Here is a 23,842-nt window from a genome sequence, read left to right as displayed (position 1 = left end):
CCAGTCGGCTGGTGTCACCATCCAAGGAGAGAAAGTGTCGATCAGGGAACTGCTGTTCGCGGTCGCGGACATCTGGATGATCGCCGTCGGATTCACCTACGGAGTGAAGTTCATCCGAACGCACAAGAACTACCTGCTCGGCATCGAGTGGATCATCGTCGCAACCTCAGGAACGAACTTCTTGATATACGGCCTGCTCAAAGCGGGACACGACAGCCCGATGTACGGCCTTGCCTACTTCCTGGACGCCTTCTCCCGGTCGATCGGCATCACGCTGATCCTGGTGCTCGGATTGATGAAGGTCACCCACCGGTACAAGCCGCCCGTGGCGGTGGATATCGCAGCGTTCGCCCTCGCCGCAGTGGTGGGCTTCCTGCTCAGCCAATTCGCGGACGAGATCGGCACTTCCGGCAAGATCTTCTACATCGTGGTCAACGTGCTCACCACGATGTTCTTGATCTATTTCGTCAAGCGCCTGTGGAACATCGGCGAGCGCAAGCATGCCGTGTGGTCGGCCGCCGCAACGGCCTGCGGCTTCGTCATCGCAGCGACCTACGACTTCGTCCACATTCCCGGCGACGACGCCGAGCACACGATCTTCTACATCTTTGCGCTGTCGACGTGGGGCCTGCAGATGTTCGCGTACTACCGCGCCTACCAAGTATTCGACGCGCACAACAAGCGAGTAGATGCCCGAACCGCCAGCGGCAGCACTCACGCAACGGCCTGAGCCCGAGAGTCGGAAGATGACATCGACATCGCATGCGAAGCACGAACAGGCCACTGACGTCGTCGTCGTCGGTGCCGGAATGGCCGGGTTGATGGCCGCGACCACGCTGGCGCCCCGAGCCGACGTCGTTGTCCTCGAGTCCAGTGACCGCGCGGGAGGACGCGTCGAGACCGTCCGAGACGGTGACTACTGGGTCAACGTGGGCACTCAGTTCACCGAAGGCACCGGCCCACTTATCGATGCCCTCGATCGGCACGGCATCGAGATAGGATCGCTCGCGGACAAGAGCGTCGCGCTGTACGTCAATGGTGAGGTCGTCGATACGTCGAATCCCCTTCGGCTCCTGCTCCGCACACGGATGACGATGATGGACCGACTCGGGATGGCCATCGTCGGTACACGCATCCTCGCGGCCATGCCATTTCTGGAGTCCCAGAGCGGCCTCGCGCAACGTGTGCGAGACACCTCGACGCCAAACCCGCGTCCTACCTACTCAAAGGCGTCCGATCAGCGTTGGCCACCGCCGTCGTCCGGTCATGGTCAGCGCAGTGGATGGGATGCGAACCGGAGGAGACGGCCGCCCTGCAATTCGTCATGTCGGTGGGCCTCGCGCTGGCCGACCCAGAGAGAATTCTGAACTTCTCACTGCCCGTCGGTGGCAATCAAACTTTGACCGACGTCCTCGTCCGGGATCTCGGCGAACGGATCCGGCTGAACGCGACGGTGAACTCGGTACGGCAGGACGGCGACGGCATCGTGGTCGAATATCACGCTGCTGACCAACCCGTGCGGCTGCGGGCGAAGCGCGCGATCGTGACCACACCCGCCGACATCACCGAACGGATGGTCCGAGATCTCCCGCAAAAGCACCGAAACGCTCTCAACGACATCGCTTACGGCCGCTACGTGATCGTGGGCTTCTTCACCGACGAAGTCGGGCGGCAACGCTGGGACGACTACTTCGGCGTCTCGACTCCCCAATTGGCCTTTCAGGCGATCTTCAACCACGCCGCGGCGATGCGGCGCGGCGACGATCGCAAGTCGGGTGGAGCACTGGCCTGCTTCGCCGGCGGCGCCCATGCTGATGCGTTGCTCGACCTGCCCGATGCAGACATCGTGTCGCAGTTCGCGAAGGACTTGCTCATCGTGTTCCCCGAGTTGGAAGGGAAACTGCACGAGGGCATGGTGCGGCGGCACCATCGGGTCGTGCCCTTCTGGGCGCCAGGGCAGCGACACTCGCTTCCGACTTTGCGTGATCCGCTCGGATCCGTCTTCCTCGCCGGCGACTATCAACTCGATCTGCCTTCACTCGCCGACGCAGCCGCCTCGGGCGAGCGAGCGGCCAATGCTGTCTTGGCGAGCCTGAGCCGACCTCGAGGACCCAACACTTCAACCACGACCCCTGCTCGATGACGGCCCAAGGAGATAAATGTTCGACGTGTTTCAGTTGCCTGAGGAACATCAGGAGTTGCGCAGCGCGATCCGTGCGCTCGCCGAGAAGGAGATCGCGCCGCACGCCGCGGAGGTCGACGAGCAGTCGCGCTTCCCCGAGGAGGCTCTGCAGGCGTTGAACGCCTCGGGTTTCAACGCCGTGCACGTGCCCGAGGAGTACGGCGGTCAGGGTGCGGACTCGGTGGCGGCGTGCATCGTGATCGAGGAGGTCGCCCGTGTCGATGCGTCGGCGTCGCTGATCCCGGCGGTGAACAAGCTCGGCACGATGGGGCTGATCCTGCGCGGCTCGGAGGATCTCAAGAAGAAGGTGCTCTCCGACCTCGTCGACGGGGCGATGGCGTCGTATGCGCTCTCGGAGCGCGAAGCCGGCAGTGACGCGGCGGGCATGCGGACCCGCGCGAAGGCCGACGGCGAGGACTGGATCCTCAACGGCACCAAGGCGTGGATCACCAACGGCGGCAAGTCCGACTGGTACACCGTGATGGCGGTGACCGACCCGGACAAGGGCGCCAACGGCATCTCGGCGTTCGTGGTGCACCTCGACGACGAGGGCTTCAGCGTCGGGCCCAAGGAGAAGAAGCTCGGCATCAAGGGCTCGCCCACCACCGAGCTGTACTTCGAGAACTGCCGCATCCCCGGTGACCGGATCATCGGCGAGCCGGGCACCGGCTTCAAGACCGCCCTGGCCACCCTCGACCACACCCGTCCGACGATCGGCGCGCAGGCCGTCGGCATCGCGCAGGGCGCACTGGACGCCGCGATCGCCTACACCAAGGACCGCAAGCAGTTCGGCCGCCCGGTGAGTGACAACCAGGGTGTGCAGTTCATGCTCGCCGACATGGCGATGAAGGTCGAGGCCGCCCGGCTGATGGTCTACAGCGCCGCGGCCCGCGCCGAGCGCGGCGAGCCGGCGCTTGGCTTCATCTCCGCGGCGTCGAAGTGCTTCGCCTCCGATGTCGCGATGGAGGTCACCACCGATGCCGTGCAGTTGTTCGGCGGCGCCGGCTACACCATCGACTTCCCGGTGGAGCGGATGATGCGCGACGCCAAGATCACCCAGATCTACGAGGGCACCAACCAGATCCAGCGCGTCGTGATGTCACGCGCCCTACTGAAGTAAACGCCGCCCTAGCCGCGGGTGACCTTCTCCATCTCGCGGCGGCGCGGCAGTTGCGCGGCTTCGGCGTTCGTCACCTGAACCAGCGACCCGCCGGCGGCGAACACCGCGAGCAGGTGGTCGACGAGGTCGTCGGCGGTCTGCCACCCGTGGGTCGACAGCACCCGGTCGGTGGCCGTGAGACCTTGTGCGGTAGCGGATTCGCGGGCCGCGGTGACCACGTCGTCGGCTGACCGGCCGGCCAGTGCCGGGCCCGGAACGCGTGCCGGAATGATCTGGTCGCCGTGCACGCGCACCGCGGTGGCGTAGTCGGTGATGCCGACGGGCAGGTCGGGAACCGGCTTGCCGAACGGATCCAGTGACAGCACGGCGATCTCGCCGACGCCGACCGCGTCGTCCGCCTCGGGCAGCCGGTCGAGGGTGCACAGCGCGACATCGGCCTCCCCGTCGAGCACCACCTCGGCGCCGATCCACCACACACCGAACAGCACCGCCGCAGTCTGCCAGTGGGCGGGCAGCAGCACCGCCACCCGGCTGCCCGGTCCGGCGCCCATCTCGTCGCGCAACAGATTGGCGGTCTTGGCCGCCCAGTTGGCCAGGGTCACCGCGGACAGCTCGATGCGCTCGCCGGTGGCGTCGTCGTAGTAGGTGATGCGCGGCCCGACGGGGTCCGCCGTCAGCAGCGGGTCGAGCAACGCACCGGACACGGTGGTCATGTCAGTTGACGCACTCCGGGTCGTCGGAGCCCGCGGTGATCACCGGCGCAGGCGGCGGAGGCGCCCCGGTCGACTCGTCGGTCGAGCCGGTGGCCGTCGGGTCGGCGGCCAGCAGGGCGGGATCGGCGCCGTCCAGACCCGAACCGGGGCCGGTGTAGTCGCCGGCCAGCACCACGCGCACCGCGCCGGACGGCACCGAGGCGTCCTCGACGACCGGCAGCCCGCCGAGGTCCTTGGCGACGGCCTGCGCGCCGAGGTCGTCGGCCTCAGCGGCCTGCACCTGGCTGCCGGTCACCTGGACGCCCTGCTCGTGGTTCCCGGTGGGCCCGGGCGTGAATCCCTTGTCCGCCAACACCCCCGAGACGGCGGCCGCCAGCCCGTTGATGTCGGTCGCGTTGACCACCTCAGCGGTGGTCTTGCTCGGCGTGTACGCCAGCTCCTCGGTCTTTCCCTCGTCCTGCTCGTGCAGCAGGCTCGACACCCACTCCTGCACCTGGACCGGGTCCACCCGCACGACGCTCTGCATACCGTCGTCGCTCCAGCCGTCCTCGCGCAGCACGGGGATGGTGGCGAACGCGACGTTGCCCGCCGCCAGCTTCTGCAGCTGGTCGACGAAATCCATGATGTCCCAGCCGTCGGAGAGCACCACCGAGCGCTGCACCGCGGCTTCGAGCCGGCTCAGCGTGGCGGGGCTGGACAGCGTCTTGCCGGAGATCACCTGGTGGGCGAGCGACGCCATCACCGCCTGCTGGCGGGTCACCCGGTCGAGGTCGCCTCGCGGCAGGTCGTGGCGCTGCCGCACGAAGCTCAGTGCCTGCGGGCCGTTGAGCTTCTGCCACCCGGCGGGGAAGTCGGCCCCTGAAAGGGGCTCGTAGACAGCGTCTTTGAGGCACACATCGACGCCGCCGAGGGCGTCGGTGATCAACGAGAAGCCGAGCAGCCCGATCTCGGCGTAGTGGTCGACGGTGACACCGGTGAGGTTGGCGACGGTCTTGATCAGCGCCTCGCGACCGTCTTCGACGGCCTGCTTCTCGGCCTGCGCCGGATCCATCCCCTCGACCTCGACGAGCTGCTTGAGCGTGTCGAACCTGGCCTCGCCGTAGACGCCGTTGATCTTGGTCTTGTACATCCCCGGCGTCTCGACGTAGGAGTCGCGGGGGATCGAGATCGCGGTGGCCGACTCGCCGCTGTTGGGAATGCGGATCAAGATGATCGTGTCGGTGTTGGTCGCGACGTCGTCACCCGCCCGCAGCGTGGCGAGCTCATCGGCCGACAGTGGGTTGCCGTGGGCGTCGGTACGGCTGTCCGAGCCCACCAGCAGCACGTCGATGGCGCCGTCCTCGCCGCCGCCGCCCAGAGTGGCCGAGCTGATGTGGTTGATGCCCGACTCGAACGACCGGATCCGGCTCCACGCCACACCCGTCCCCAGCACCACCGCCAGCGCGGTGGTCACGGCGACAGCACGAAGCACACGGGCGGGCATCAGCCCAGGTTACTTGCGAGTGGCGCTCCAACGGGGTAGCGCTCGTCGGCGTGCCAGTCGCCGTGTCAGACTCGCCGCCATGACCCAGCGCATCGTGATCACCGGGGCCGCCGGCCTCCTGGGCGCTGTTCTCGCAGCTCACGCCAGGCGGCAGGGGCACGATGTGGCGGCGCTGACCTCCGCCGAATGGGACATCACCGATCCCGCCGCGGCCGAGCGCGTCGTACGGGCCGGCGACGTGGTGATCAACTGCGCGGCCTACACCAAGGTGGACGCCGCGGAGTCCGAGCCCGAGCGCGCCCACGAGGTCAACGCCGTCGCTCCCGGCCACGTCGCCCGGGCGTGCGCGGCCGCAGGCGCCGGCCTGGTACACGTCTCCACCGACTACGTCTTCGGCGGCGACCGCCTCGAGCCCTACGAGATCGATGACGAGACCGGCCCGCTGAGTGTCTACGGCCGCACGAAGCTGGCGGGGGAGCACGCCGTGCTCGAGGCGCTGCCGTCCGCGCACGTGGTCCGCACCGCGTGGGTCTACCGCGGAGCGGCGGGCGGCGCCGACTTCGTCGCCGTGATGCGGCGCATGGCGGACGGCGACAGCACCGTCGACGTGGTGGCCGACCAGGTCGGGACCCCGACCTACGCGGGCGACCTGGCCGCGGCGCTGCTGCACGTCGCGGGCGGGACCGTGGACGCACCGGTGCTGCACGCGGCGAACGGCGGCCAGGCCAGCCGCTTCGATCAGGCGCGGGCGGTGTTCGAGATCGTCGGCGCGGATCCGGAGCGGGTCCGTCCCGTCGGCACCGAACGGCACCCGCGGCCCGCGCCCCGGCCGGCCTACAGCGCCCTGTCCGCCGTGCGGTCCGCGCAGGCCGGACTGACACCGCTGCGGCCGTGGCGGGAGGCGCTGACCAGCGCGCTGAACGAGGCACCCTGAGCGCCCGGTTACCCTCTACGCCGTGATGGTGATGTCACGTGGGTGACGAACTGGTGGTGGTGACGGTGACGTATTCACCGGGCCCGCACCTCGACCGGTTCCTGGCGTCGCTGGCGCACGCGACGGATCGCCCGGTCACGGTGGTGATGTCGGACAACGGTTCGACCGACGGGTCGCCCGAGGAGGCGCTGCAGCGGTATCCGAACACACGCCTGCTGCGCACCGGCGGCAACCTCGGTTACGGCAGCGCGGTGAACCGCGCCGTCTCCGAGTACCTGCGCGACGCCGACCCGTCGCGCGACCCGGAGTTCTTCGTCGTCGCCAATCCCGACGTGCAGTGGGGTCCGCACTCGATCGACACCCTGCTCGACGCGGCGGCAAGGTGGCCGCGGGCAGGCGCGCTCGGACCGCTGATCAACGATCCGGACGGCACGGTCTATCCGTCGGCGCGGCATCAGCCGAGCATCGTCCGCGGCGGCATGCATGCGGTGGTCGGCCCGTTCTGGAAGTCGAACCCGTGGACGGCGGCCTACCGGCAGGATCGCCAGGAGCCCAGCGAACGCGTCGTCGGCTGGTTGTCCGGGGCGTGCCTGTTGCTGCGCAGGTCCGCCTTCGACGATGTGTCGGGCTTCGACGAGCGCTACTTCATGTACATGGAGGACGTCGACCTGGGTGATCGCCTCTCGAAGGCGGGCTGGCAGAACGTGTACGTGCCGTCGGCGGAGGTGTTGCACCACAAGGGTCATTCCACCGGCCGCGACCCGGCCCGCAACTTGGCCGCACATCATCGCAGCACCTACACTTTCCTCGCTGACCGATACCCGAGGTGGTGGCAGGCCCCGTTGCGCGGGGCGTTCCGGGGAGCCCTCGCCGTGCGCGCAGGATTGGTGGTCAGGAAGTCGCGGCGAGGGAAAGGGCACTAGCGTGGCGAATCCGCTGAACCCGGCCGAGGTGGACGCGGTCGTCCTGGTGGGCGGCCAGGGCACCCGGCTGCGACCGCTGACGCTCTCGGCGCCCAAGCCGATGCTGCCGACGGCAGGCCTGCCCTTCCTGACCCACCTGCTGTCGCGCATCGCCGCAGCCGGTGTCGAGCACGTGGTGCTGGGTACCTCCTACAAGGCCAAGGTGTTCGAGGCGGAGTTCGGTGACGGCTCCGAGCTCGGCCTGCAGATCGACTACGTCACCGAGGCCGAGCCGCTGGGCACCGGTGGCGGCATCGCCAACGTCGCGGGCAAGCTGCGCCACGACACCGCGATGGTGTTCAACGGCGACGTGCTGTCGGGCGCGGACCTGGGCGCGCTGCTGAACTCCCACGCCGAGCGGGAAGCCGACGTCACGCTGCACCTGGTGCGCGTCGGTGATCCGCGGGCCTTCGGGTGTGTGCCCACCGACACCGACGGCGTCGTGACGGCCTTCCTGGAGAAGACGCAGGATCCGCCGACCGATCAGATCAACGCCGGGTGCTACGTGTTCCGGCGCGAGGTGATCGAGCAGCGGATCCCCGCTGGGCGCGCGCTGTCGGTGGAGCGCGAGGTGTTCCCCGCGCTGCTGTCCGACGGGCTGAAGGTGTGCGGCTACGTCGACGCGACCTACTGGCGGGACATGGGCACACCCGAGGACTTCGTGCGCGGGTCTGCCGACCTGGTGCGCGGCATCGCGCCGTCGCCGGCGCTGGGCGGTCACCGGGGCGAATCGCTGGTGCACGACGGCGCCGCGGTGGCGCCCGGCGCGCTGCTGATCGGCGGCACGGTGGTCGGTCGGGGCGCCGAGATCGGGGCGGGCGCCCGGCTGGACGGTGCGGTGATCTTCGACGGTGTCCGGGTCGAGGCCGGATCGGTGGTCGAGCGGTCGATCCTCGGCTTCGGTGTCCGGATCGGGCCCCGCGCACTCATCCGGGACGCGGTGATCGGCGACGGCGCCGACATCGGCGCCCGTTGCGAACTGCTGCGCGGCGCGCGGGTGTGGCCCGGCGTGGCCATTCCCGACGGCGGCCTGCGCTACTCCACCGACGTCTGACTTCCCCGCGGAACTGCATTCCCGGTCATCAAGGCGTGCGTTTGCTAGCCGGGAACGCCGTTCCGGCGCAACGCGGCCGCCGCCAGTTGCGCCAGGCCGAAGTCGGTGCCGTCGGGCAGCGCGTCGAGTGGCCACCAGCGCAAGTCGAGTGACTCGCGGCTGACCGCGATCTCGGCGTCGCGCGGCGCGTGCACGACGAACTGCATGTCGAGGTGACGGGTCGGCACGCCCAGCGAGCAGGTCACCGGGTGCACGTGCAGGGCGGCCAACGACGGGTCGATGGACAGGCCCGCGACCCCGGACTCCTCGGTCGCCTCACGCAGCGCCGCGGCGACGATGTCGGCGTCGCCGTCCTCGCAGTGCCCGCCGAGCTGCAGCCACCGGCCCACCCGCGGGTGCAGGGTGAGCAGCGTCCGGGTGCCGGTGTGATCGACGACGAGCGCCGAGGCGGTGATGTGGCCGGGCGCGCAGGACCGCTCACAGGCGTCGGGCCTGGCGGCCAGGAAGGCCAGCACCGCGTGCCGCAGGCTGTCCTGGGCGGGGTCCGGTGCCTCCCACCCGGCGAGCACGTCGACCGCCGAGGCGTGCACCGTCACCGGCGCACCAGCAGCCCGTCGACGGACGCAGGCGGGCGGGGGCCCGCCGGTTCGGCGGCGTATCCGATGGCGATGGCGCCCAACGGTTCCCAGTCGTCGGGCACCTCGAGCTCGTGGCGCACCAGGTCGGCGGCGAAAATGGTGGAGCCGATCCAGCAGCTGCCCACACCGCGTACCGCGAGGGCGACCAGCAAGGCCTGCACCGCGGCGCCGGCGGCGACGGTGAACATGGTGCGCTCGGCGGCCGTGCGCTGCGCGTCCGGGTAGTCGTGCGCGCCGTCGGGCACCACGAACGGGATCACCAGTTCCGGCGCGTCGTAGAGGATCTGTCCGCGGGCGACGCGCCGCTCGACGGCGTCGGCGGGCATCCCGTCGCCGGTCAGGTCGGCACGCCAGCGGTCCCGCATCCGGTCCAGCACGCGGCGGCGGGTGTCGGCGTCCTGCAGCCACAGGAAACGCACCGGCCGGGTGTGGTGCGGCGCGGGGGCGGTGAGCGCCTCGGCGACCGACGCCTCGATCAGCTCGGGCTCGACCGCGTCGGCGCTGAACTGCCGGACCGATCGGCGCAGCAGCTGGGCCTGGGTGCGGCCGAGGTGCATCGCCTCCTCGGTGCCCAGCCAGAACAGGTCGTCCTCGCCGGGCCGCAGCAGGTCGTGTGCGGTCGACCCGTCGTCGGGCAGGGCCAGCCCGCGCACCACCGCGACGGGGATGCCGGTCAGCTTCCCCTTCACCAGATCCGCCGCCGCCGCGATCTCGTCGGCGACGGCCACCTCGGTGACGAGCAGTTCGTTGCCGTGCACGTCGCGCGCCCCGGCGTAGCCGTGCAGCACGGTCAGTCCCGCTGCGCCGATCGCCGCGTCGGTCTGGCCGTTGCGCCAGGCGCGTCCCATGGTGTCGGTGATGACCACGGCGACGCGCACCCCGAGCCGGTCGGCGATTCCGGACCGCAGGGCCGCCGCGCTGCCGTCCGGGTCGACGGGCAGCAGGGCGAGTTCCGTCGAGCCGACGTTGGAGCCGTCGACCCCGGCCGCCGCCTGGATCAGGCCGATGGCGTTCTCGGTGATCAGCGTCTTGCCCTTGCGGGCCAGTACCCGTACGGCTTCATCGTCGATGAGCTTGCGGCGCAGGGCATCCCGTTCGTCCGGGTCGGCAGGCGCGGCGACGATGCGGCCCTCGCACTTGGACACCACCTTGCTGGTGACCACCACGACGTCGCCGTCGCGCAGCCACGGCGCCGCCGCCGCGAGTGCGGCGGCGAGGTCGTCCCCGGTGCGGAACTCCGGCAGCCCGGGCACCGGCAGAAGCTCGACCGCGGCGGCGGATCCGTGCTCGGTCACAGCGTCAGCCCGGCCAGGTCGAGGGCGGCGCGCACCATGTCGGCGGTGGTGGCCGGGTCGGTCATCAGCAGGGGAACGGCCCGCACGTCGACGCCCTCGATCGCGGCGTCGTCGCCGGTGTGCACCAGCCAGCCGTCGAGCAGGCCGACACCCGAGCGCGCGCCGAAGTGTCTACCGACGGCTTCGGAGGTGGACTCGACGCCGATCACCGAGAGGCAGCGGTCGGCCATGCCGCGCAACGGCTTTCCGGCGATGATCGGGGAGTAGCCGATCACCTTGGCCTGCGTCGAGCGCAGGGCGGCGCGGATGCCTCCGACGGCGAGGATCGGTCCGATGCTGACCACCGGGTTCGACGGCGCGAGCAGCACCACGTCTGCATCGGCGATCGCGTCGGTGACGCCGGGGGCCGCGGTGGCCGCGTCGGCGCCGACGAAGGCGAAACTGTGCGTCTCCACATTCGCCCGGTAACGCACCCACCATTCCTGGAAGTGGATCGCGCGCCGCTCGCCTGCCGCCTCACCCGGGCCGGGGTCGGTGATCACGACGTGGGTCTCGCTGCGGTCGTCGCTCACCGGCAGTAGCCGCGCGCCCGGCGCCCATCGCACGCACAGCGCCTCGGTGACCTGAGAGAGCGGGTAGCCGGCGCGCAGCATCTGGCTGCGCACCAGGTGGGTGGCCAGATCCCGGTCGCCGAGCCCGAACCAGTCGGGTTGCACGCCGTAGGCCGCCAGTTCCTCCTTCGCATGCCACGTTTCGTCGCGGTGACCCCAGCCCCTCTCGGGGTCGATGCCGCCGCCCAGGGTGTACATGCAGGTGTCGAGGTCGGGACAGATCCGCACGCCGTGCATCCAGGCGTCGTCGCCGACGTTGACCACGGCGGTCAGTTCATGTCCGGAGGGCTCGCCGGTGGCGAACTGCCCGAGTCCCAGCAGATGCTGCACACCGAGCAGGAAGCGCGCGCCGCCGACTCCGCCGACCAGTACGGTGACCTTCACATCGATCGAGATTAGGCGCTCCCGCTGCCGTCGCCGCGACCGCCCGTGGCCCGCGGTGCGAACGACCAAGATCACAAACGAGACACGCCGACGTCACGGCGCGCCGTATGCCGGTCACGGGATGGTATGAATTTCTGTTCCAGCGCTTGACCCCGGCAGCTAACGCGTGTCTAATCACATCAGTGTCATTCCCGGTTGGCCGGCCGAAATCGGTGTCGCAGACCGAGATTCGATCACTTGTTCGAATTGAATTGGTCGCACATTGCCATCGTGGGGCTCCCAGTGTATCTACGACACCGAGTGAGGAGGCGGGAAATGTCCTTTGAGAGTAGCGATTTCGATCGAGTGGTCCGGTTCGACAACCGGCTGCTCGGCGCTGTCGGCAGCATGCCGCAGATCGATATCATGCAGGCGCCGACGGCGGCCGCAAGCCGGCCGCAATTGAGCCTGGTCCCCGACCAGGCCGACGAATGGGAAGTTGATCCGGCAACTACCGAGGATCAGTGGCAGGAGCGCGCGCTGTGCGCGCAGACCGACCCCGAAGCGTTCTTCCCGGAGAAGGGTGGCTCGACCCGCGAAGCCAAGCGGATCTGCCTGGGCTGCGAGGTGCGCGACGAGTGCCTCGACTACGCACTGGCCCACGACGAGCGGTTCGGCATCTGGGGCGGCCTCTCCGAACGCGAACGCCGCCGCCTCAAGCGCGGCATCATCTAGTACCGACCTGGCCCGCGACGGGCCTCACTCGTCCTCGATCGTCGGGTCGATGACAGTGGGTTCGACGCCCAGGAATGTGGCCACCTGCGCCACCAGCACCTCATGCAGCAGCTCGGCGAGTTCGTCGGTGTCTTTGGCCCGGCGCTCGATCGGCTTGCGGAACAACACGATTCGCGCCCGGGTGGAGTTTCCCCGGACATCGACGCCGGCGGGTATCAACCTCGCCAGTGCAATCGGCCCGTCGGCCACCACCTCCGGCGGCCACTGAACACTCTCGGGATCCTTCGGTGATATCCGTGGGATCTCGTCCACCGCGACGTCGAGTGTGGACACCCGGTCGGCCCAGCGCCGCTCGATCGGCTCGTAGGCCTCCAGCACCGCCATGTCGAATCGCTCGGCGCGGCTGCGCCAACCCGGCACCGACGGCGGCAGCAGCGGGCCGCGCATCTCCCGGCCGCGGCGTGCTCGCCAGCGATTCCGTTCGGCCACGGTCACCGATCGTAACGGTTCGAGATCGGCCGCCCCGATGCTGCGCGTGTCCGGTGCCGCGGGGCGGCGGTGCGCGATAGCCTCTCGATCGTGAACGTTCCCCGTCGCTGCTGCCGGCCCGGGTGCCCTCACTATGCTGTGGCGACGCTGACCTTCGTGTACTCGGACTCCACCGCCGTGGTCGGGCCGCTGGCCACCGTGAGCGAGCCGCATTCCTGGGACTTGTGCGTCGGCCACGCCAGCCGGATCACCGCACCGCGGGGCTGGGAGCTGGTTCGCCACGCAGGCCCGCTGCCCACCCATCCCGACGAGGACGACCTGGTCGCCCTGGCCGACGCGGTGCGCGAGGGGCGTGAGGTGGCAGCGCCGATGAACGGTGTGGTGGCCGGTTTCTCCGATCCGTCCACCGGGGTCGCAGGCGGTGCGTTGATGGCGCCACCCGCCCGCCGGCCCGATTCGACCGGGCGTCGGCGCGGCCACCTGCGGGTGTTGCCGGACCCCGGCGAGTAGCCCCGAACCCAGCGGCTGCCGGCGGAGCGACGAGCCCGGCGATAGCCGCTGATCCGTCATCCCCCGACGGCTAGGCTGGCGCAGAAGATCCCGTCACGAGGAGTGCTATGTCCCGGCCGGCTGCGGCGGTTAACCGCGTCATCAAGGCGTATGACGTGCGTGGCCTGGTCGGTGACGAACTCGACGAGGCGTTCGTCGCCGACGTCGGCGGTGCCTTCGCCCGGCTGATGGCCGCCGACCCGGCAGTCCACCAGGTGGTGATCGGCTATGACATGCGGGAGAGCTCGCCCGCGCTGGCCGCGGCGTTCGCCGACGGCGTGGTGGCCCAGGGTCTCGACGTCACCCGGATCGGCCTGGCGTCCACCGATCAGCTGTACTTCGCCTCCGGTCTGCTCGACTGCCCCGGCGCGATGTTCACCGCCAGCCACAACCCGGCCGCCTACAACGGCATCAAGCTGTGCCGCGCAGGTGCCAAACCCGTCGGCAAGGACACCGGGCTGTCGGCGATCGCCGAGGAGGTGATCGCCGGTGTGCCCGCTTCCGACTCGCCGCGCGGCACCATCGCAGACCGCGACGTGCTCGCCGACTACGGCGCATTCCTGCGATCGCTGGTCGACCTGGCCGGCGACCGCCCGCTGCGGGTGGCGGTCGACGCGGGCAACGGCATGGCCGGCCACACCGCTCCCGCGGTGCTGGGCGCCATCGAGTCGATCACCATGGCGCCGTTGTACTTCGAACTCGACGGCACTTTCCCCAATCATGAGGCGAACCCGCTGGACCCTGCCAATCTCGTCGACCTGCAGGCGCACGTGGTGTCCTCGGGCGCTGACATCGGGCTGGCGTTCGACGGCGACGCCGACCGCTGCTTCGTCGTCGACGAGCTGGGGCGTCCGGTGTCGCCGTCGGCGGTGACCGCTCTGGTGGCCGCGCGTGAGCTGCAGCGCGAGATCGGCGCGACCGTCATCCACAACCTGATCACCTCACGGGCCGTGCCCGAACTCGTGGTCGAGCGCGGGGGCACCCCGGTGCGCTCCCGGGTGGGGCACTCCTACATCAAGACGCTGATGGCCGAATCCGGTGCGATCTTCGGTGGCGAGCACTCCGCGCACTACTACTTTCGCGACTTCTGGGGCGCCGACTCCGGGATGCTGGCCGCGTTGCACGTGCTCGCCGCGCTCGGTGAGCAGGACCGGCCGCTGTCGGACCTGATGGCCGACTACCAGCGCTACGAGGCCTCCGGCGAGATCAACTTCACCGTCGCCGATGCGGCCGGCTGTGTCGATGCCGTGCTCAAGTCGTTCGGCTCGCGCATCCACTCCATCGACCACCTCGACGGCGTCACCGTCGACCTCGGCAACGGCAACTGGTTCAACCTGCGCACGTCGAACACCGAGCCGCTGCTGCGACTCAACGTCGAGGCGCGCAGCACCGAGGAGGTCGACGAGGTGGTCGGCGAGGTGTCACGGACGGTCGAGGCTCAGAGCGTCACCGCCGTTGGGGATTCGTCGTGAGAGCCACCGAGGCTCCCGTCGACCTCGACGACGCCGAGGGGCTGCTGAACGCCGATCGCGACGGGCTGCTCAGGGCCACCGCGATGGCCGGCGCCCAGGTGCGGGCGACCGCGGCCGCGCTCGACGAAGGAGTGCTCGAGCCGCTGCGGTCGGGCCAGCCGCCGCGCACCGTCGTGTGGGTCGCGGGCCGTGGCGCCGCAGAGACGGCTGGGGCGATCCTCGCCGCGACGATGGGACCGTCGGCGGCGGCGCCGATCGTCGTCACCGCGGAGGTACCGCCCTGGATCGGTGCGCTCGACGTGATCGTGGTCGCGGGCGACGACGCCGCCGACCCCGCTCTGGTGGCGGCCGCCGCGACCGGTGTCCGCCGTGGCGCTCGGGTGGTGGTCGCCGCGCCCTACGAGGGTCCGCTGCGGGATGCCACCGCAGGCCGGGTGGTCGCACTGGCGCCGCGGGTGTGGGTGCCCGACGACTTCGCCCTGGCCCGCTACCTCGCGGTCGGGCTTGCCACACTGCACACCGTGGACCCGGGCCTGCCCGCCGACCTCGCCGCTCTGGCCGACGAACTCGACGCCGAGGCGCTGCGCAACAGCGCGGGCCGCGACCTGTTCACCAATCCCGCGAAGACACTGGCCGACCGCATCTCCGGACGCGACGTGGTGCTCGCCGGCGACAATGCGGCGACGCTGGCGCTCAGCCGGCACGGCGCGGCCGTGTTGCTGCGGGCGGCCGGTGAGGCGGTCGCCGCGGTGGGGCTGGCCGACCTGCTGGTGGGCCTGCGCAGCCGACCGTCCGGTCGCCGCGGCGAGACGTCGTACGAGGGATCGCTGTTCCACGACGAGGAACTCGACGGTCCGCTGCCGCGACGGGTGCGCGCCTTCGTGCTCACCACCGACACCGAGCGCCCGGTGATACTGGCCAGGGTCGCGGGTTTCGACGGCGTCGACGTGGTCAGCGCCGAGGATGTGCCCGACGCCGGTGACGGCGCGGCGAGGGGGGCGAGCAGCCGGCCGGAGCATCAGCTGGCGACGCTGGCCGTGCGACTGGAGATGACGGCTGTGTACCTGAGACTGGTTCGGGGCTAGACAGTGCACCTGCTACGAGGAGCGGTGCGAACCTATGCGTGGGGTTCGCGCACCGCGCTTGCCGAGTTCACCGGAAGGCCAAGTCCCACAGCGCATCCCGAGGCGGAGCTGTGGTTCGGCGCGCATCCGGGCGACCCGGCCTGGCTGCAGACCGCCGATGGTGAGCAGTCGCTGCTGACGGCGCTGCGCGACGACCCCGAAGGCCAGCTCGGAACGGCCTTGCTCAACAACTTCGGCAACGCCCTGCCGTTCCTGGTGAAGGTGCTCGCCGCCGACGAACCGCTGTCGCTGCAGGCCCATCCGAGCGCGGCGCAGGCCGCCGAGGGATTCGACCGCGAGGACCGGCTGGGGATCCCGGTGTCGGCGCCCATGCGCAACTACCGCGACCGCAGCCACAAGCCGGAGCTGATGGTGGCGCTCGACCAGTTCGAGGCGCTGGCCGGGTTCGCTCCCGTCAGCCACACCATCGAGCTGATGCAGGCGCTGGCGGTTCCCCAGCTCGAGCTCTACCTCAACCTGTTGGCCGGCCAGCCCGACGCCGACGGATTGCGCGCGTTGTTCACCACCTGGATCACCGCGCCGCAGCCCCACCTCGACGTGCTCGTCCCCGCGGTGCTCGAGGGCGCGATCGACTACGTCCGGGCGGGACACAAGCGGTTCGCCGCCGAGGCCAGGACCGTGCTGGAGCTGGGGGAGCGCTACCCCGGCGACGCAGGCGTGCTGGCCGCGTTGCTGCTCAACCGCATCACCCTGCGACCCGGCGAGGGGATCTATCTGCCTGCCGGCAACCTGCACGCCTACCTGCACGGCATCGGCGTCGAGGTGATGGCCAACTCCGACAATGTGCTGCGCGGCGGTCTCACGCCCAAGCACGTCGACGTGCCCGAGCTGCTGCGGGTGCTCGACTTCACGCCGACGCCGGAGGCCGACCTGCGGCCCGAGATGACCCGCGACGGAATGGAAGTCGTGTACCGCACGCCGGCGCCGGAGTTCGCGGTGTCGGTATTGGGCGTGGCCGGCGACCAGTGTGGCCACGAGATCGACGCGCCGTCGCGCTACGACGGCCCGCAGGTGCTGCTGTGCACCGAGGGTGTGACGGTGGTGCACGCGAAGAGCACGTCGCTGACCCTGCAGCGCGGCGCGGCGGCGTGGGTCGCCGCCGACGACGGGCCCATCCGGTTGGTGGCGCAGGAACCCACCACCCTGTTCCGCATCACCGTCGGCGTCTGACGCCCCGCGGGTTCAGCCGACCGCGACGGGATCGCGCGCAGCCCGCCGTTCGGCCAGCCACAACCGCATGTTGTGCCGGATCGTGCGGCCGACGAGTCGCGGCGACGGCACCATCCACAGGCTGTCGAGCAGGCTGAACCGCCGCAGAAACCATTCGGCCAGCACGGGATCGGTCTCCGCGGCGCCCAGGAACTGGTCGAACAGACCGCCGACGGGCGAGTACCACCACGGCATCGGACCGGTGGCCCCGTGCAGCGTCAGGTCGCCGACCGCGTTCATCTGCCACACCGGGTACGTCGATTTCGCGGTGGACTTGCCCAGCGTGCGGGCCAGGCTCTCGCCGGGATTCTCCAGCGCCCGGCGCAGGTGACCGGCCTGCAGCGACGTCATCGTCATGCCCTGGCCGTAGGTGGGATTGAAGCTGACCACGGCGTCGCCGAAGGGCACGATCCCGGCGGGGAAGCGGTCCAGCTTGTCGAATCGGCGCCACCGGCTCGTCGGGTACTTGTGAAAAGCCATCTCTCCGACGGGTTTCCCGGCCCGCAGCGCCGCAGCGACATGCGAGGGCAGGATCTTGTCGGCGAGCGCGCACATTCCGGTGAAGTCCTTCGGCGGCTCCACCTTGCCGACACCGAAGGTGGTGACGTTCCACAGGCCGTCCTCGTAGAACAGCATCCCCACACCGAGCGGCAACTCGTCCGACGCGCCCGCGACCACCACCTTCTCGGCGAGCAGGCCGTCGGGCACCTGCACCTGCTGGCTGGCGTAGCCGATCCCGACGTCCACCGCGTCTTCGCGGGGACGCTCGAAACCCCACTGCGACAGCCACACCGGCAACCGGGTCCCGCGGCCGGTGGCGTCGATGACGAGGTCGGCGGGCACCGCTTCGTCGTCTTCGAGCCGCACGCCGGTGACGCGCTGGGCGGCGGCGTCGAACGTCGGTTCCGTCACCAGCCGGCGAACGATGTCCACATTGGGGATGGCGACCACCCGGCGGCGGATCTGCCATTCCAGCTGCGGGCGGCTCGGCACGTAGGCGGTGAATTCGTCGCGCAACGTGTGCTGGGTGCCCAGCACGTGACCGGCCGCGCCGAAGTGGATGCAGTCGGGCCGGTTCTCCAGAATGGGCACGCCGGCGGCGACCATGTCGTCGAGCAGGCCGGGGAAGTGGCTCTCGAACTCGGCGGCGCCGCGGGCCATCAGCAGGTGCACGTGCCGGCCCTGGGGGACGGCGGCGCGGTTGGCCGGACCTTGGGGCAACTCGTCGCGCTCGAAGACGGTCACGTGCTCATAGAAGTCGGAGAGCACCCGCGCGGCACACAGTCCGGCGATGCTCCCCCCGATGACGATTGCGTGTTTAGTACTCCGCCCCATCGGGTGCACAGTACCCGGTAGATTTCGCACACCCGGGCGAGAATCTGGTCCGCACCGGATCCGAAAGGAAATCGTCATGAGCGGCAGATGGCGCACCAAATCCGTGGAGCAGTCGATCGCCGACACCGACGAACCGAGCACCCGATTGCGCAAGGATCTGACGTGGTGGGACCTCACCGTGTTCGGCGTCTCGGTGGTGATCGGTGCGGGCATCTTCACCATCACGGCGTCCACCGCGGGCAACCTGACGGGCCCGGCGATCTCGATCTCGTTCATCCTGGCCGCGATCGCCTGCGGGCTGGCGGCGCTGTGTTACGCCGAGTTCGCCTCGACGGTGCCCGTGGCGGGCAGCGCGTACACGTTCTCCTATGCCACGTTCGGCGAGTTCGTCGCTTGGATCATCGGCTGGGACCTGATCCTGGAGTTCGCCGTCGCCGCGGCCGTGGTGGCCAAGGGCTGGTCGAGCTACCTGGGCACGGTGTTCAACTTCGGCGGCGGCGTCGCCGAGGTCGGCGGCTTCAAGGTGGACTGGGGCGCGTTGGTGATCATCGCGTTCGTGACGCTGCTGCTCGCCCGCGGGACCAAGCTCTCGGCCGGCGTCAGCCTGGTGATCACCGTGATCAAGGTCGCGGTCGTGCTGCTCGTGGTGGTCGTCGGCGCGGGCTACATCAAGATGAGCAACTATTCGCCGTTCATCCCGCCGGCTCAGGCGGCCGAGGGTGGCAGCGGCGCCGAGCAGTCCCTGTTCTCGTTGGTCACCGGCGCCGAGGGCAGCAGCTACGGGTGGTACGGCCTGCTGGCCGGTGCGTCGATCGTGTTCTTCGCCTTCATCGGCTTCGACATCGTCGCGACCACCGCCGAGGAGACCAAGAATCCGCAGCGCGACGTGCCGCGCGGGATCCTCGGTTCGCTGGCGATCGTCACGGTGCTCTACGTCGCGGTCGCCGTCGTGCTGTCGGGGATGGTGTCCTACACGGTGCTGCGCGACGCGGGGGAGAAGGCCAACCTGGCGACGGCGTTCTCCGCCAACGGGGTGGAGTGGGCCGCGACAGTGATCTCGATCGGCGCGCTGGCCGGTCTGACGACCGTCGTGATCGTGCTGATGCTGGGCCAGACGCGGGTGTTGTTCGCGATGTCGCGGGACGGGCTGATGCCCCGCCAACTGGCCAAGACGGGGGAGCACGGCACGCCGGTGCGCATCACGCTGATCGTCGGAGCCCTGGTGGCCATCGCGGCGTCGGTGTTCCCCATCGACAAGCTAGAAGAGATGGTCAACATCGGCACGCTGTTCGCCTTCGCGCTGGTGTCCGCCGGTGTGATCGTGCTGCGGAAGACCCGCCCCGACCTCGATCGCGGCTTCCGGACACCGCTGGTGCCGCTGCTGCCGATCGCGGCCATCGCGGCCTGCGTCTGGCTGATGCTCAACCTGACCGGGCTGACCTGGATCCGCTTCCTGATCTGGATGGCCATCGGTGTGGTCGTCTACTTCGCCTACGGCCGCAGGCACTCGGTACTCGGCCGCCGCGAAGCCGCCTCGGTCGAGTAACACCCCCGCCTCACCCACCCCGCGATTTCGGCGCGCTTTCGATCGCTCAGCGACCGGAAGCGCGCCGAAGTCGTTCCGGTCGCTTTACAAAACAGCCTTCGATGTCTAGACAACGGACAAACAGAGTCGTATAGTCAACCTAAGACGTGATCCCGATCACCGAGGAGGCTGTTCGATGGCGACCGAAATCTCAGACATCACCGCTGATCAGTGGAGCGACAGAAAGCGGTATCTCTGGCTGATGGGGTTGATCGCCCCGACCGCCCTGTTCGTGATGCTGCCGATCGTGTGGGCGCTCAACGACCTCGGTTGGCACGCTGCGGCTCAGGTGCCGTTCTGGATCGGCCCGATCCTGCTCTACGTGCTGCTGCCCGCGCTCGACCTGAAGTTCGGCCCCGACGGCCAGAACCCGCCCGACGAGGTGATGGAGCGGCTCGAGAACGACCGGTACTACCGCTACTGCACCTACATCTACCTGCCCTTCCAGTACGCCAGCATGATCGTCGGGGCGTACCTGTTCACCGCGGCGGACCTGGGCTGGCTGGGCTTCGACGGCGGTCTGGGCTGGCCGGCGAAGATCGGCCTCGCGCTGTCGGTGGGGGTGCTCGGAGGGGTGGGCATCAACACCGCGCACGAGATGGGGCACAAGAAGGACTCACTCGAGCGTTGGCTCAGCAAGATCACCCTGGCCCAGACCGCATACGGCCACTTCTACATCGAGCACAACCGCGGCCACCACGTCCGCGTCGCCACCCCGGAGGACCCGGCGTCGGCGCGCTTCGGCGAGACGTTCTGGGAGTTCGTGCCGCGCAGTGTGTGGGGCAGCCTGCGGTCGTCGTGGAAATTGGAGGCCCAGCGCCTGCGCCGCAACGGCCGCAGCCCATGGGACCCGAGGACCTACCCGGGCAACGATGTGCTCAACGCGTGGGCGATGACGGTGCTGCTGTTCGGTGCGCTGATCGCGGTGTTCGGCGTGGCCGTCATCCCGTACCTGGTGATCCAGGCCGTCTTCGGCTTCACGCTGCTGGAGACGGTGAACTACCTCGAGCACTACGGCCTGCTGCGGCAGAAGACGGCCAATGGCCGCTACGAGCGCTGCGCACCCGCGCACAGCTGGAACTCCGACCACATCGTCACCAACCTGTTCCTCTACCACCTGCAGCGCCACAGCGATCACCACGCCAACCCCACGCGCCGCTACCAGACGCTGCGCAGCATCGACGGCGCGCCGAACCTGCCGAGCGGATATGCGTCGATGATCGCGCTCACCTACTTCCCGCCGCTGTGGCGCAAGGTGATGGACCATCGGGTGCTCGACCACTACGACGGCGACATCACCCGCGTCAACCTGCACCCGCGGATGCGCGACAAGATGCTGGCGCGCTACGGGGCGGTGGCGGAGGTCTCCCGATGACCGCCTACCGCTGCCCCGGATGTGACTACGTGTACGACGAGGCCAACGGCGCTCCGCGCGAGGGATTTCCGGCAGGCACAGCGTGGGATCAGGTCCCTGACGACTGGTGCTGCCCTGACTGTGCGGTGCGCGAGAAGGTCGACTTCGAAGAGATGGGAGCAACCCGATGAGTGACTACAAATTGTTCGTCTGCGTGCAGTGCGGATTCGAGTATGACGAAGAGAAGGGCTGGCCCGAGGACGGCATCGCCCCGGGCACCCGGTGGGACGACATCCCCGAGGACTGGAGCTGCCCGGACTGCGGCGCGGCCAAGTCGGATTTCGAGATGGTGGAGGTAGCGCGGTCTTGACCGCTACCCTCGCGCGTGTGACAAGCCCGCGCGACCGTCGAAGCGCGCAGCGCATCCCGTACGCCGAGGCGTCGAGGGTGCTGCTGCGCGATTCGATCCTGGACGGGATGCGCGACATGCTGACGACCCGGGATTGGTCGGCGATCACGCTGTCCGATGTCGCCAAGGCCGCAGGGATCAGCAGGCAGACCATCTACAACGAGTTCGGCTCGCGGCAGGGCCTGGCGCAGAACTACGCGCTGCGGTTGGCGGACCGCCTGGTCGACGCCGTCGACGAGGCCATCGAGAGCAACGTCGGCGACGTGCACGCCGCGTTCCTGCAGGGCTTCCGTGCCTTCTTCGCCGAGTCGGCCGCCGACCCGCTGGTGATCTCGCTGCTGTCGGGGGACACCAAGCCCGACCTGTTGCAGATCATCACCACCGACAGCGGTCCGATCATCACCCGTTGCTCGGACCGGCTGACGGACACCTTCGCCCACAGCTGGGTCAGGGCGAGCGACGAGGACGCGGGCGTGCTGGCCCGTGCGATCGTCCGGCTGGCGATGAGTTATGTCTCGATGCCGCCGGAGGCCGACCACGATGTGGCCGGTGACCTGGCCCGGCTGATGACGCCGTTTGCCGAACGATACGGTGTCATCGAGCAGGATTAGCGGCGCCCCGAGCGCGCCGACTACTGTGTAACCAGGCTAAATAAATGGCCTCACGCGTGCGCACGAAAAGGAATGCATATGACTGAGTTGAAGGCTGACAGCCTCAACGGCATCGACTTCAAGGTTGCCGACCTCGCCCTGGCCGAGTTCGGCCGCAAGGAGATCCGGCTGGCAGAACACGAGATGCCGGGCCTGATGTCCCTGCGTCGCGAGTACTCCGAGGTGCTGCCGCTCAAGGGCGCCCGGGTCTCGGGGTCGCTGCACATGACCGTTCAGACCGCGGTGCTGATCGAGACGCTGGTGGCACTCGGCGCCGAGGTGCGCTGGGCGTCGTGCAACATCTTCTCCACCCAGGACCACGCCGCGGCGGCGACCGTCGTCGGCCCGCACGGCACCCCGGAGGAGCCCAAGGGCGTCCCGGTGTTCGCGTGGAAGGGCGAGTCGCTCGAGGAGTACTGGTGGGCCGCCGAGCAGATGCTCACCTGGCCGAACGAGCCGGCCAACATGATCCTCGACGACGGCGGTGACGCCACGATGCTGGTGCTGCGCGGCGCGCAGTTCGAGAGGGCCGGCGTGGTTCCGCCCGACGAGGAGGACGCCTCCGACGAGTACAAGGTCTTCCTGAACCTGCTGCGCCAGCGGTTCGAGACCGACAAGGGCAAGTGGACCAAGATCGCCGAGTCGGTCCAGGGTGTCACGGAGGAGACCACCACCGGCGTGCTGCGGCTCTACCAGTTCGCCGCCTCAGGTGAGCTGACGTTCCCCGCGATCAACGTCAACGACTCGGTCACCAAGAGCAAGTTCGACAACAAGTACGGCACCCGGCACTCGCTGATCGACGGCATCAACCGCGGCACCGACGTGCTGATCGGCGGCAAGGCCGCCCTGGTGTGCGGTTACGGCGACGTCGGCAAGGGCTGCGCCGAGGCGCTCAAGGCCCAGGGCGCCCGGGTGGCCGTCACCGAGATCGACCCGATCAACGCCCTGCAGGCGCTGATGGACGGCTTCGAGGTCAAGACCGTCGAAGAGGCTGTCGGCTGGGCGGACATCATCATCACCGCCACCGGCAACCAGGGCATCATCACCCTCGACCACATGCGGTCGATGAAGCACCAGGCCATCCTCGGCAACATCGGGCACTTCGACGACGAGATCGAGATGGCCCGCCTCGAGCGTGACCCGGACATCCGCCGGATCAACATCAAGCCCCAGGTCGACGAGTTCGTCTTCCCCGACGGCCACTCGATCATCGTGCTGTCGGAGGGTCGTCTGCTGAACCTGGGCAACGCGACCGGCCACCCGTCGTTCGTGATGAGCAACAGCTTCTCCAACCAGGTGATCGCGCAGATCGAGCTGTGGACCAAGAACGACGAGTACGACAACGAGGTCTACCGCCTGGCCAAGCACCTCGACGAGAAGGTCGCGAAGATCCACGTCGAGGCACTCGGCGGCTCGCTGACCAAGCTCACCAAGGAGCAGGCGGAGTACATCGGCGTCGACGTCGAAGGCCCGTACAAGCCGGAGCACTACCGCTACTGAGTTCGCGCGCTGAACGTGCGCTCACGGCGAGGATCAGCCTGATTTCTCGCAGTGG

23 protein-coding genes and 1 pseudogene are annotated in these 23,842 nt (G+C 69.2%); 17 read left to right on the top strand and 7 right to left on the bottom strand.

The window, feature by feature from the left end; genetic code table 11:
* Nucleotides 1–34 precede the first annotated feature (34 nt).
* The 3 genes and pseudogenes from AB0K11_RS02810 to AB0K11_RS02800 all read left to right on the top strand — a co-directional run bounded on the left by AB0K11_RS02810 (nt 35) and on the right by AB0K11_RS02800 (nt 3,302).
* Complete coding sequence (locus AB0K11_RS02810; RefSeq protein ID WP_364971950.1) at nt 35–730, top strand: transporter; 696 nt, start codon at nt 35–37, stop codon at nt 728–730.
* Nucleotides 731–746: 16 nt separating this feature from the next.
* A pseudogene (locus tag AB0K11_RS02805) lies at nt 747–2,143 on the top strand (NAD(P)/FAD-dependent oxidoreductase).
* 16 nt (nt 2,144–2,159) lie between these two features.
* Nucleotides 2,160–3,302 carry an acyl-CoA dehydrogenase gene (locus AB0K11_RS02800; protein ID WP_364971948.1) on the top strand — a complete coding sequence of 381 codons (1,143 nt, stop codon included), beginning with the start codon at nt 2,160–2,162 and terminating at the stop codon, nt 3,300–3,302.
* Between the two features lie 8 nt (nt 3,303–3,310).
* Here the strand turns inward: AB0K11_RS02800 and AB0K11_RS02795 are convergent, their stop codons facing one another.
* Both AB0K11_RS02795 and AB0K11_RS02790 read right to left on the bottom strand, forming a co-directional pair.
* Nucleotides 3,311–4,015 (bottom strand): TIGR03089 family protein, encoded by a 705-nt coding sequence (locus AB0K11_RS02795; protein ID WP_364971947.1) that lies wholly within the window; start codon nt 4,013–4,015, stop codon nt 3,311–3,313.
* A gap of 1 nt (nt 4,016) precedes the next feature.
* The gene (locus tag AB0K11_RS02790; protein ID WP_364971946.1) at nt 4,017–5,498 is read right to left on the bottom strand and encodes an LCP family protein; all 1,482 of its coding nucleotides are present in this window, start codon (nt 5,496–5,498) and stop codon (nt 4,017–4,019) included.
* 79 nt (nt 5,499–5,577) lie between these two features.
* Here AB0K11_RS02790 and rfbD point away from each other — a divergent pair, with 79 nt between their 5' ends.
* From rfbD to AB0K11_RS02775, 3 genes are read left to right on the top strand one after another with little or no spacing between them, the layout of a single operon-like run.
* Nucleotides 5,578–6,432, top strand: coding sequence for a dTDP-4-dehydrorhamnose reductase (gene rfbD / locus AB0K11_RS02785; RefSeq protein ID WP_364971945.1), 855 nt, complete (start codon nt 5,578–5,580; stop codon nt 6,430–6,432).
* 38 nt (nt 6,433–6,470) lie between these two features.
* Entirely contained in the window at nt 6,471–7,355 is an 885-nt protein-coding gene (locus AB0K11_RS02780; protein WP_364971944.1) for a glycosyltransferase family 2 protein, read from the top strand.
* A 13-nt stretch (nt 7,356–7,368) separates the two neighbouring features.
* A complete protein-coding gene (locus AB0K11_RS02775) occupies nt 7,369–8,448 on the top strand; it encodes an NDP-sugar synthase (RefSeq protein ID WP_364973663.1) in 1,080 nt (359 codons plus the stop codon).
* A 44-nt stretch (nt 8,449–8,492) separates the two neighbouring features.
* Here the strand turns inward: AB0K11_RS02775 and AB0K11_RS02770 are convergent, their stop codons facing one another.
* Genes AB0K11_RS02770 through cofD form a run of 3 tightly spaced genes read right to left on the bottom strand, consistent with a single transcriptional unit; the run spans nt 8,493 to nt 11,376 of the window.
* Nucleotides 8,493–9,044 (bottom strand): NUDIX hydrolase, encoded by a 552-nt coding sequence (locus AB0K11_RS02770; protein ID WP_364971942.1) that lies wholly within the window; start codon nt 9,042–9,044, stop codon nt 8,493–8,495.
* A complete protein-coding gene (locus AB0K11_RS02765) occupies nt 9,041–10,381 on the bottom strand; it encodes a coenzyme F420-0:L-glutamate ligase (protein WP_364971941.1) in 1,341 nt (446 codons plus the stop codon). The genes AB0K11_RS02770 and AB0K11_RS02765 overlap by 4 nt, the downstream gene beginning before the upstream one ends.
* The gene (cofD, locus tag AB0K11_RS02760; RefSeq protein ID WP_364971939.1) at nt 10,378–11,376 is read right to left on the bottom strand and encodes a 2-phospho-L-lactate transferase; all 999 of its coding nucleotides are present in this window, start codon (nt 11,374–11,376) and stop codon (nt 10,378–10,380) included. Before cofD ends, AB0K11_RS02765 begins: the two co-directional genes overlap by 4 nt.
* A 447-nt stretch (nt 11,377–11,823) precedes the next feature.
* Between cofD and AB0K11_RS02755 the strand changes: the two genes are divergently transcribed.
* A complete protein-coding gene (locus AB0K11_RS02755) occupies nt 11,824–12,090 on the top strand; it encodes a WhiB family transcriptional regulator (protein WP_364973661.1) in 267 nt (88 codons plus the stop codon).
* A 24-nt stretch (nt 12,091–12,114) separates the two neighbouring features.
* On the opposite strand, the gene AB0K11_RS02750 is transcribed toward AB0K11_RS02755, so the two are convergent.
* Complete coding sequence (locus AB0K11_RS02750) at nt 12,115–12,537, bottom strand: metallopeptidase family protein (protein ID WP_364973658.1); 423 nt, start codon at nt 12,535–12,537, stop codon at nt 12,115–12,117.
* 132 nt (nt 12,538–12,669) lie between these two features.
* Here AB0K11_RS02750 and AB0K11_RS02745 point away from each other — a divergent pair, with 132 nt between their 5' ends.
* The 4 genes from AB0K11_RS02745 (at nt 12,670) to manA (ending at nt 16,915) form a co-directional block, all read left to right on the top strand.
* Entirely contained in the window at nt 12,670–13,089 is a 420-nt protein-coding gene (locus AB0K11_RS02745; protein WP_364971937.1) for a DUF3499 domain-containing protein, read from the top strand.
* 107 nt (nt 13,090–13,196) lie between these two features.
* Nucleotides 13,197–14,600: a phosphomannomutase/phosphoglucomutase gene (locus AB0K11_RS02740; protein WP_364971936.1), complete on the top strand. Its 1,404-nt coding sequence runs from the start codon at nt 13,197–13,199 to the stop codon at nt 14,598–14,600.
* Nucleotides 14,597–15,685, top strand: coding sequence for a TobH protein (locus AB0K11_RS02735; RefSeq protein WP_364971934.1), 1,089 nt, complete (start codon nt 14,597–14,599; stop codon nt 15,683–15,685). Before AB0K11_RS02740 ends, AB0K11_RS02735 begins: the two co-directional genes overlap by 4 nt.
* Before the next feature lie 3 nt (nt 15,686–15,688).
* Nucleotides 15,689–16,915, top strand: a complete 1,227-nt coding sequence (gene manA, locus AB0K11_RS02730; protein ID WP_364971933.1) for a mannose-6-phosphate isomerase, class I — start codon at nt 15,689–15,691, stop codon at nt 16,913–16,915.
* Nucleotides 16,916–16,927: 12 nt separating this feature from the next.
* On the opposite strand, the gene AB0K11_RS02725 is transcribed toward manA, so the two are convergent.
* A complete protein-coding gene (locus AB0K11_RS02725) occupies nt 16,928–18,289 on the bottom strand; it encodes an oxidoreductase (protein ID WP_364971931.1) in 1,362 nt (453 codons plus the stop codon).
* Between the two features lie 76 nt (nt 18,290–18,365).
* Between AB0K11_RS02725 and AB0K11_RS02720 the strand changes: the two genes are divergently transcribed.
* From AB0K11_RS02720 to ahcY, 6 genes are all read left to right on the top strand, one after another.
* Nucleotides 18,366–19,835, top strand: coding sequence for an amino acid permease (locus tag AB0K11_RS02720; protein WP_364971929.1), 1,470 nt, complete (start codon nt 18,366–18,368; stop codon nt 19,833–19,835).
* Nucleotides 19,836–20,010: 175 nt separating this feature from the next.
* On the top strand, nt 20,011–21,249 hold the full coding sequence (locus AB0K11_RS02715) for an alkane 1-monooxygenase (RefSeq protein WP_364971927.1): 1,239 nt from the start codon (nt 20,011–20,013) through the stop codon (nt 21,247–21,249).
* Nucleotides 21,246–21,419, top strand: coding sequence for a rubredoxin (locus AB0K11_RS02710; protein ID WP_364971926.1), 174 nt, complete (start codon nt 21,246–21,248; stop codon nt 21,417–21,419). Before AB0K11_RS02715 ends, AB0K11_RS02710 begins: the two co-directional genes overlap by 4 nt.
* Nucleotides 21,416–21,598 (top strand): rubredoxin, encoded by a 183-nt coding sequence (locus AB0K11_RS02705; protein WP_364971924.1) that lies wholly within the window; start codon nt 21,416–21,418, stop codon nt 21,596–21,598. The genes AB0K11_RS02710 and AB0K11_RS02705 overlap by 4 nt, the downstream gene beginning before the upstream one ends.
* 107 nt (nt 21,599–21,705) lie before the next feature.
* Complete coding sequence (locus AB0K11_RS02700) at nt 21,706–22,248, top strand: TetR family transcriptional regulator (protein WP_364973656.1); 543 nt, start codon at nt 21,706–21,708, stop codon at nt 22,246–22,248.
* A gap of 78 nt (nt 22,249–22,326) precedes the next feature.
* Nucleotides 22,327–23,787 carry an adenosylhomocysteinase gene (ahcY, locus tag AB0K11_RS02695; RefSeq protein WP_364971922.1) on the top strand — a complete coding sequence of 487 codons (1,461 nt, stop codon included), beginning with the start codon at nt 22,327–22,329 and terminating at the stop codon, nt 23,785–23,787.
* Nucleotides 23,788–23,842 lie beyond the last annotated feature (55 nt).

The organism is Mycobacterium sp. NPDC050551, from assembly GCF_040674075.1.
Taxonomy (GTDB): Bacteria; Actinomycetota; Actinomycetes; order Mycobacteriales; family Mycobacteriaceae; genus Mycobacterium.
Note: the sequence above shows the minus strand (reverse complement) of the source record. Positions and strands in the feature narration are given on the sequence as shown.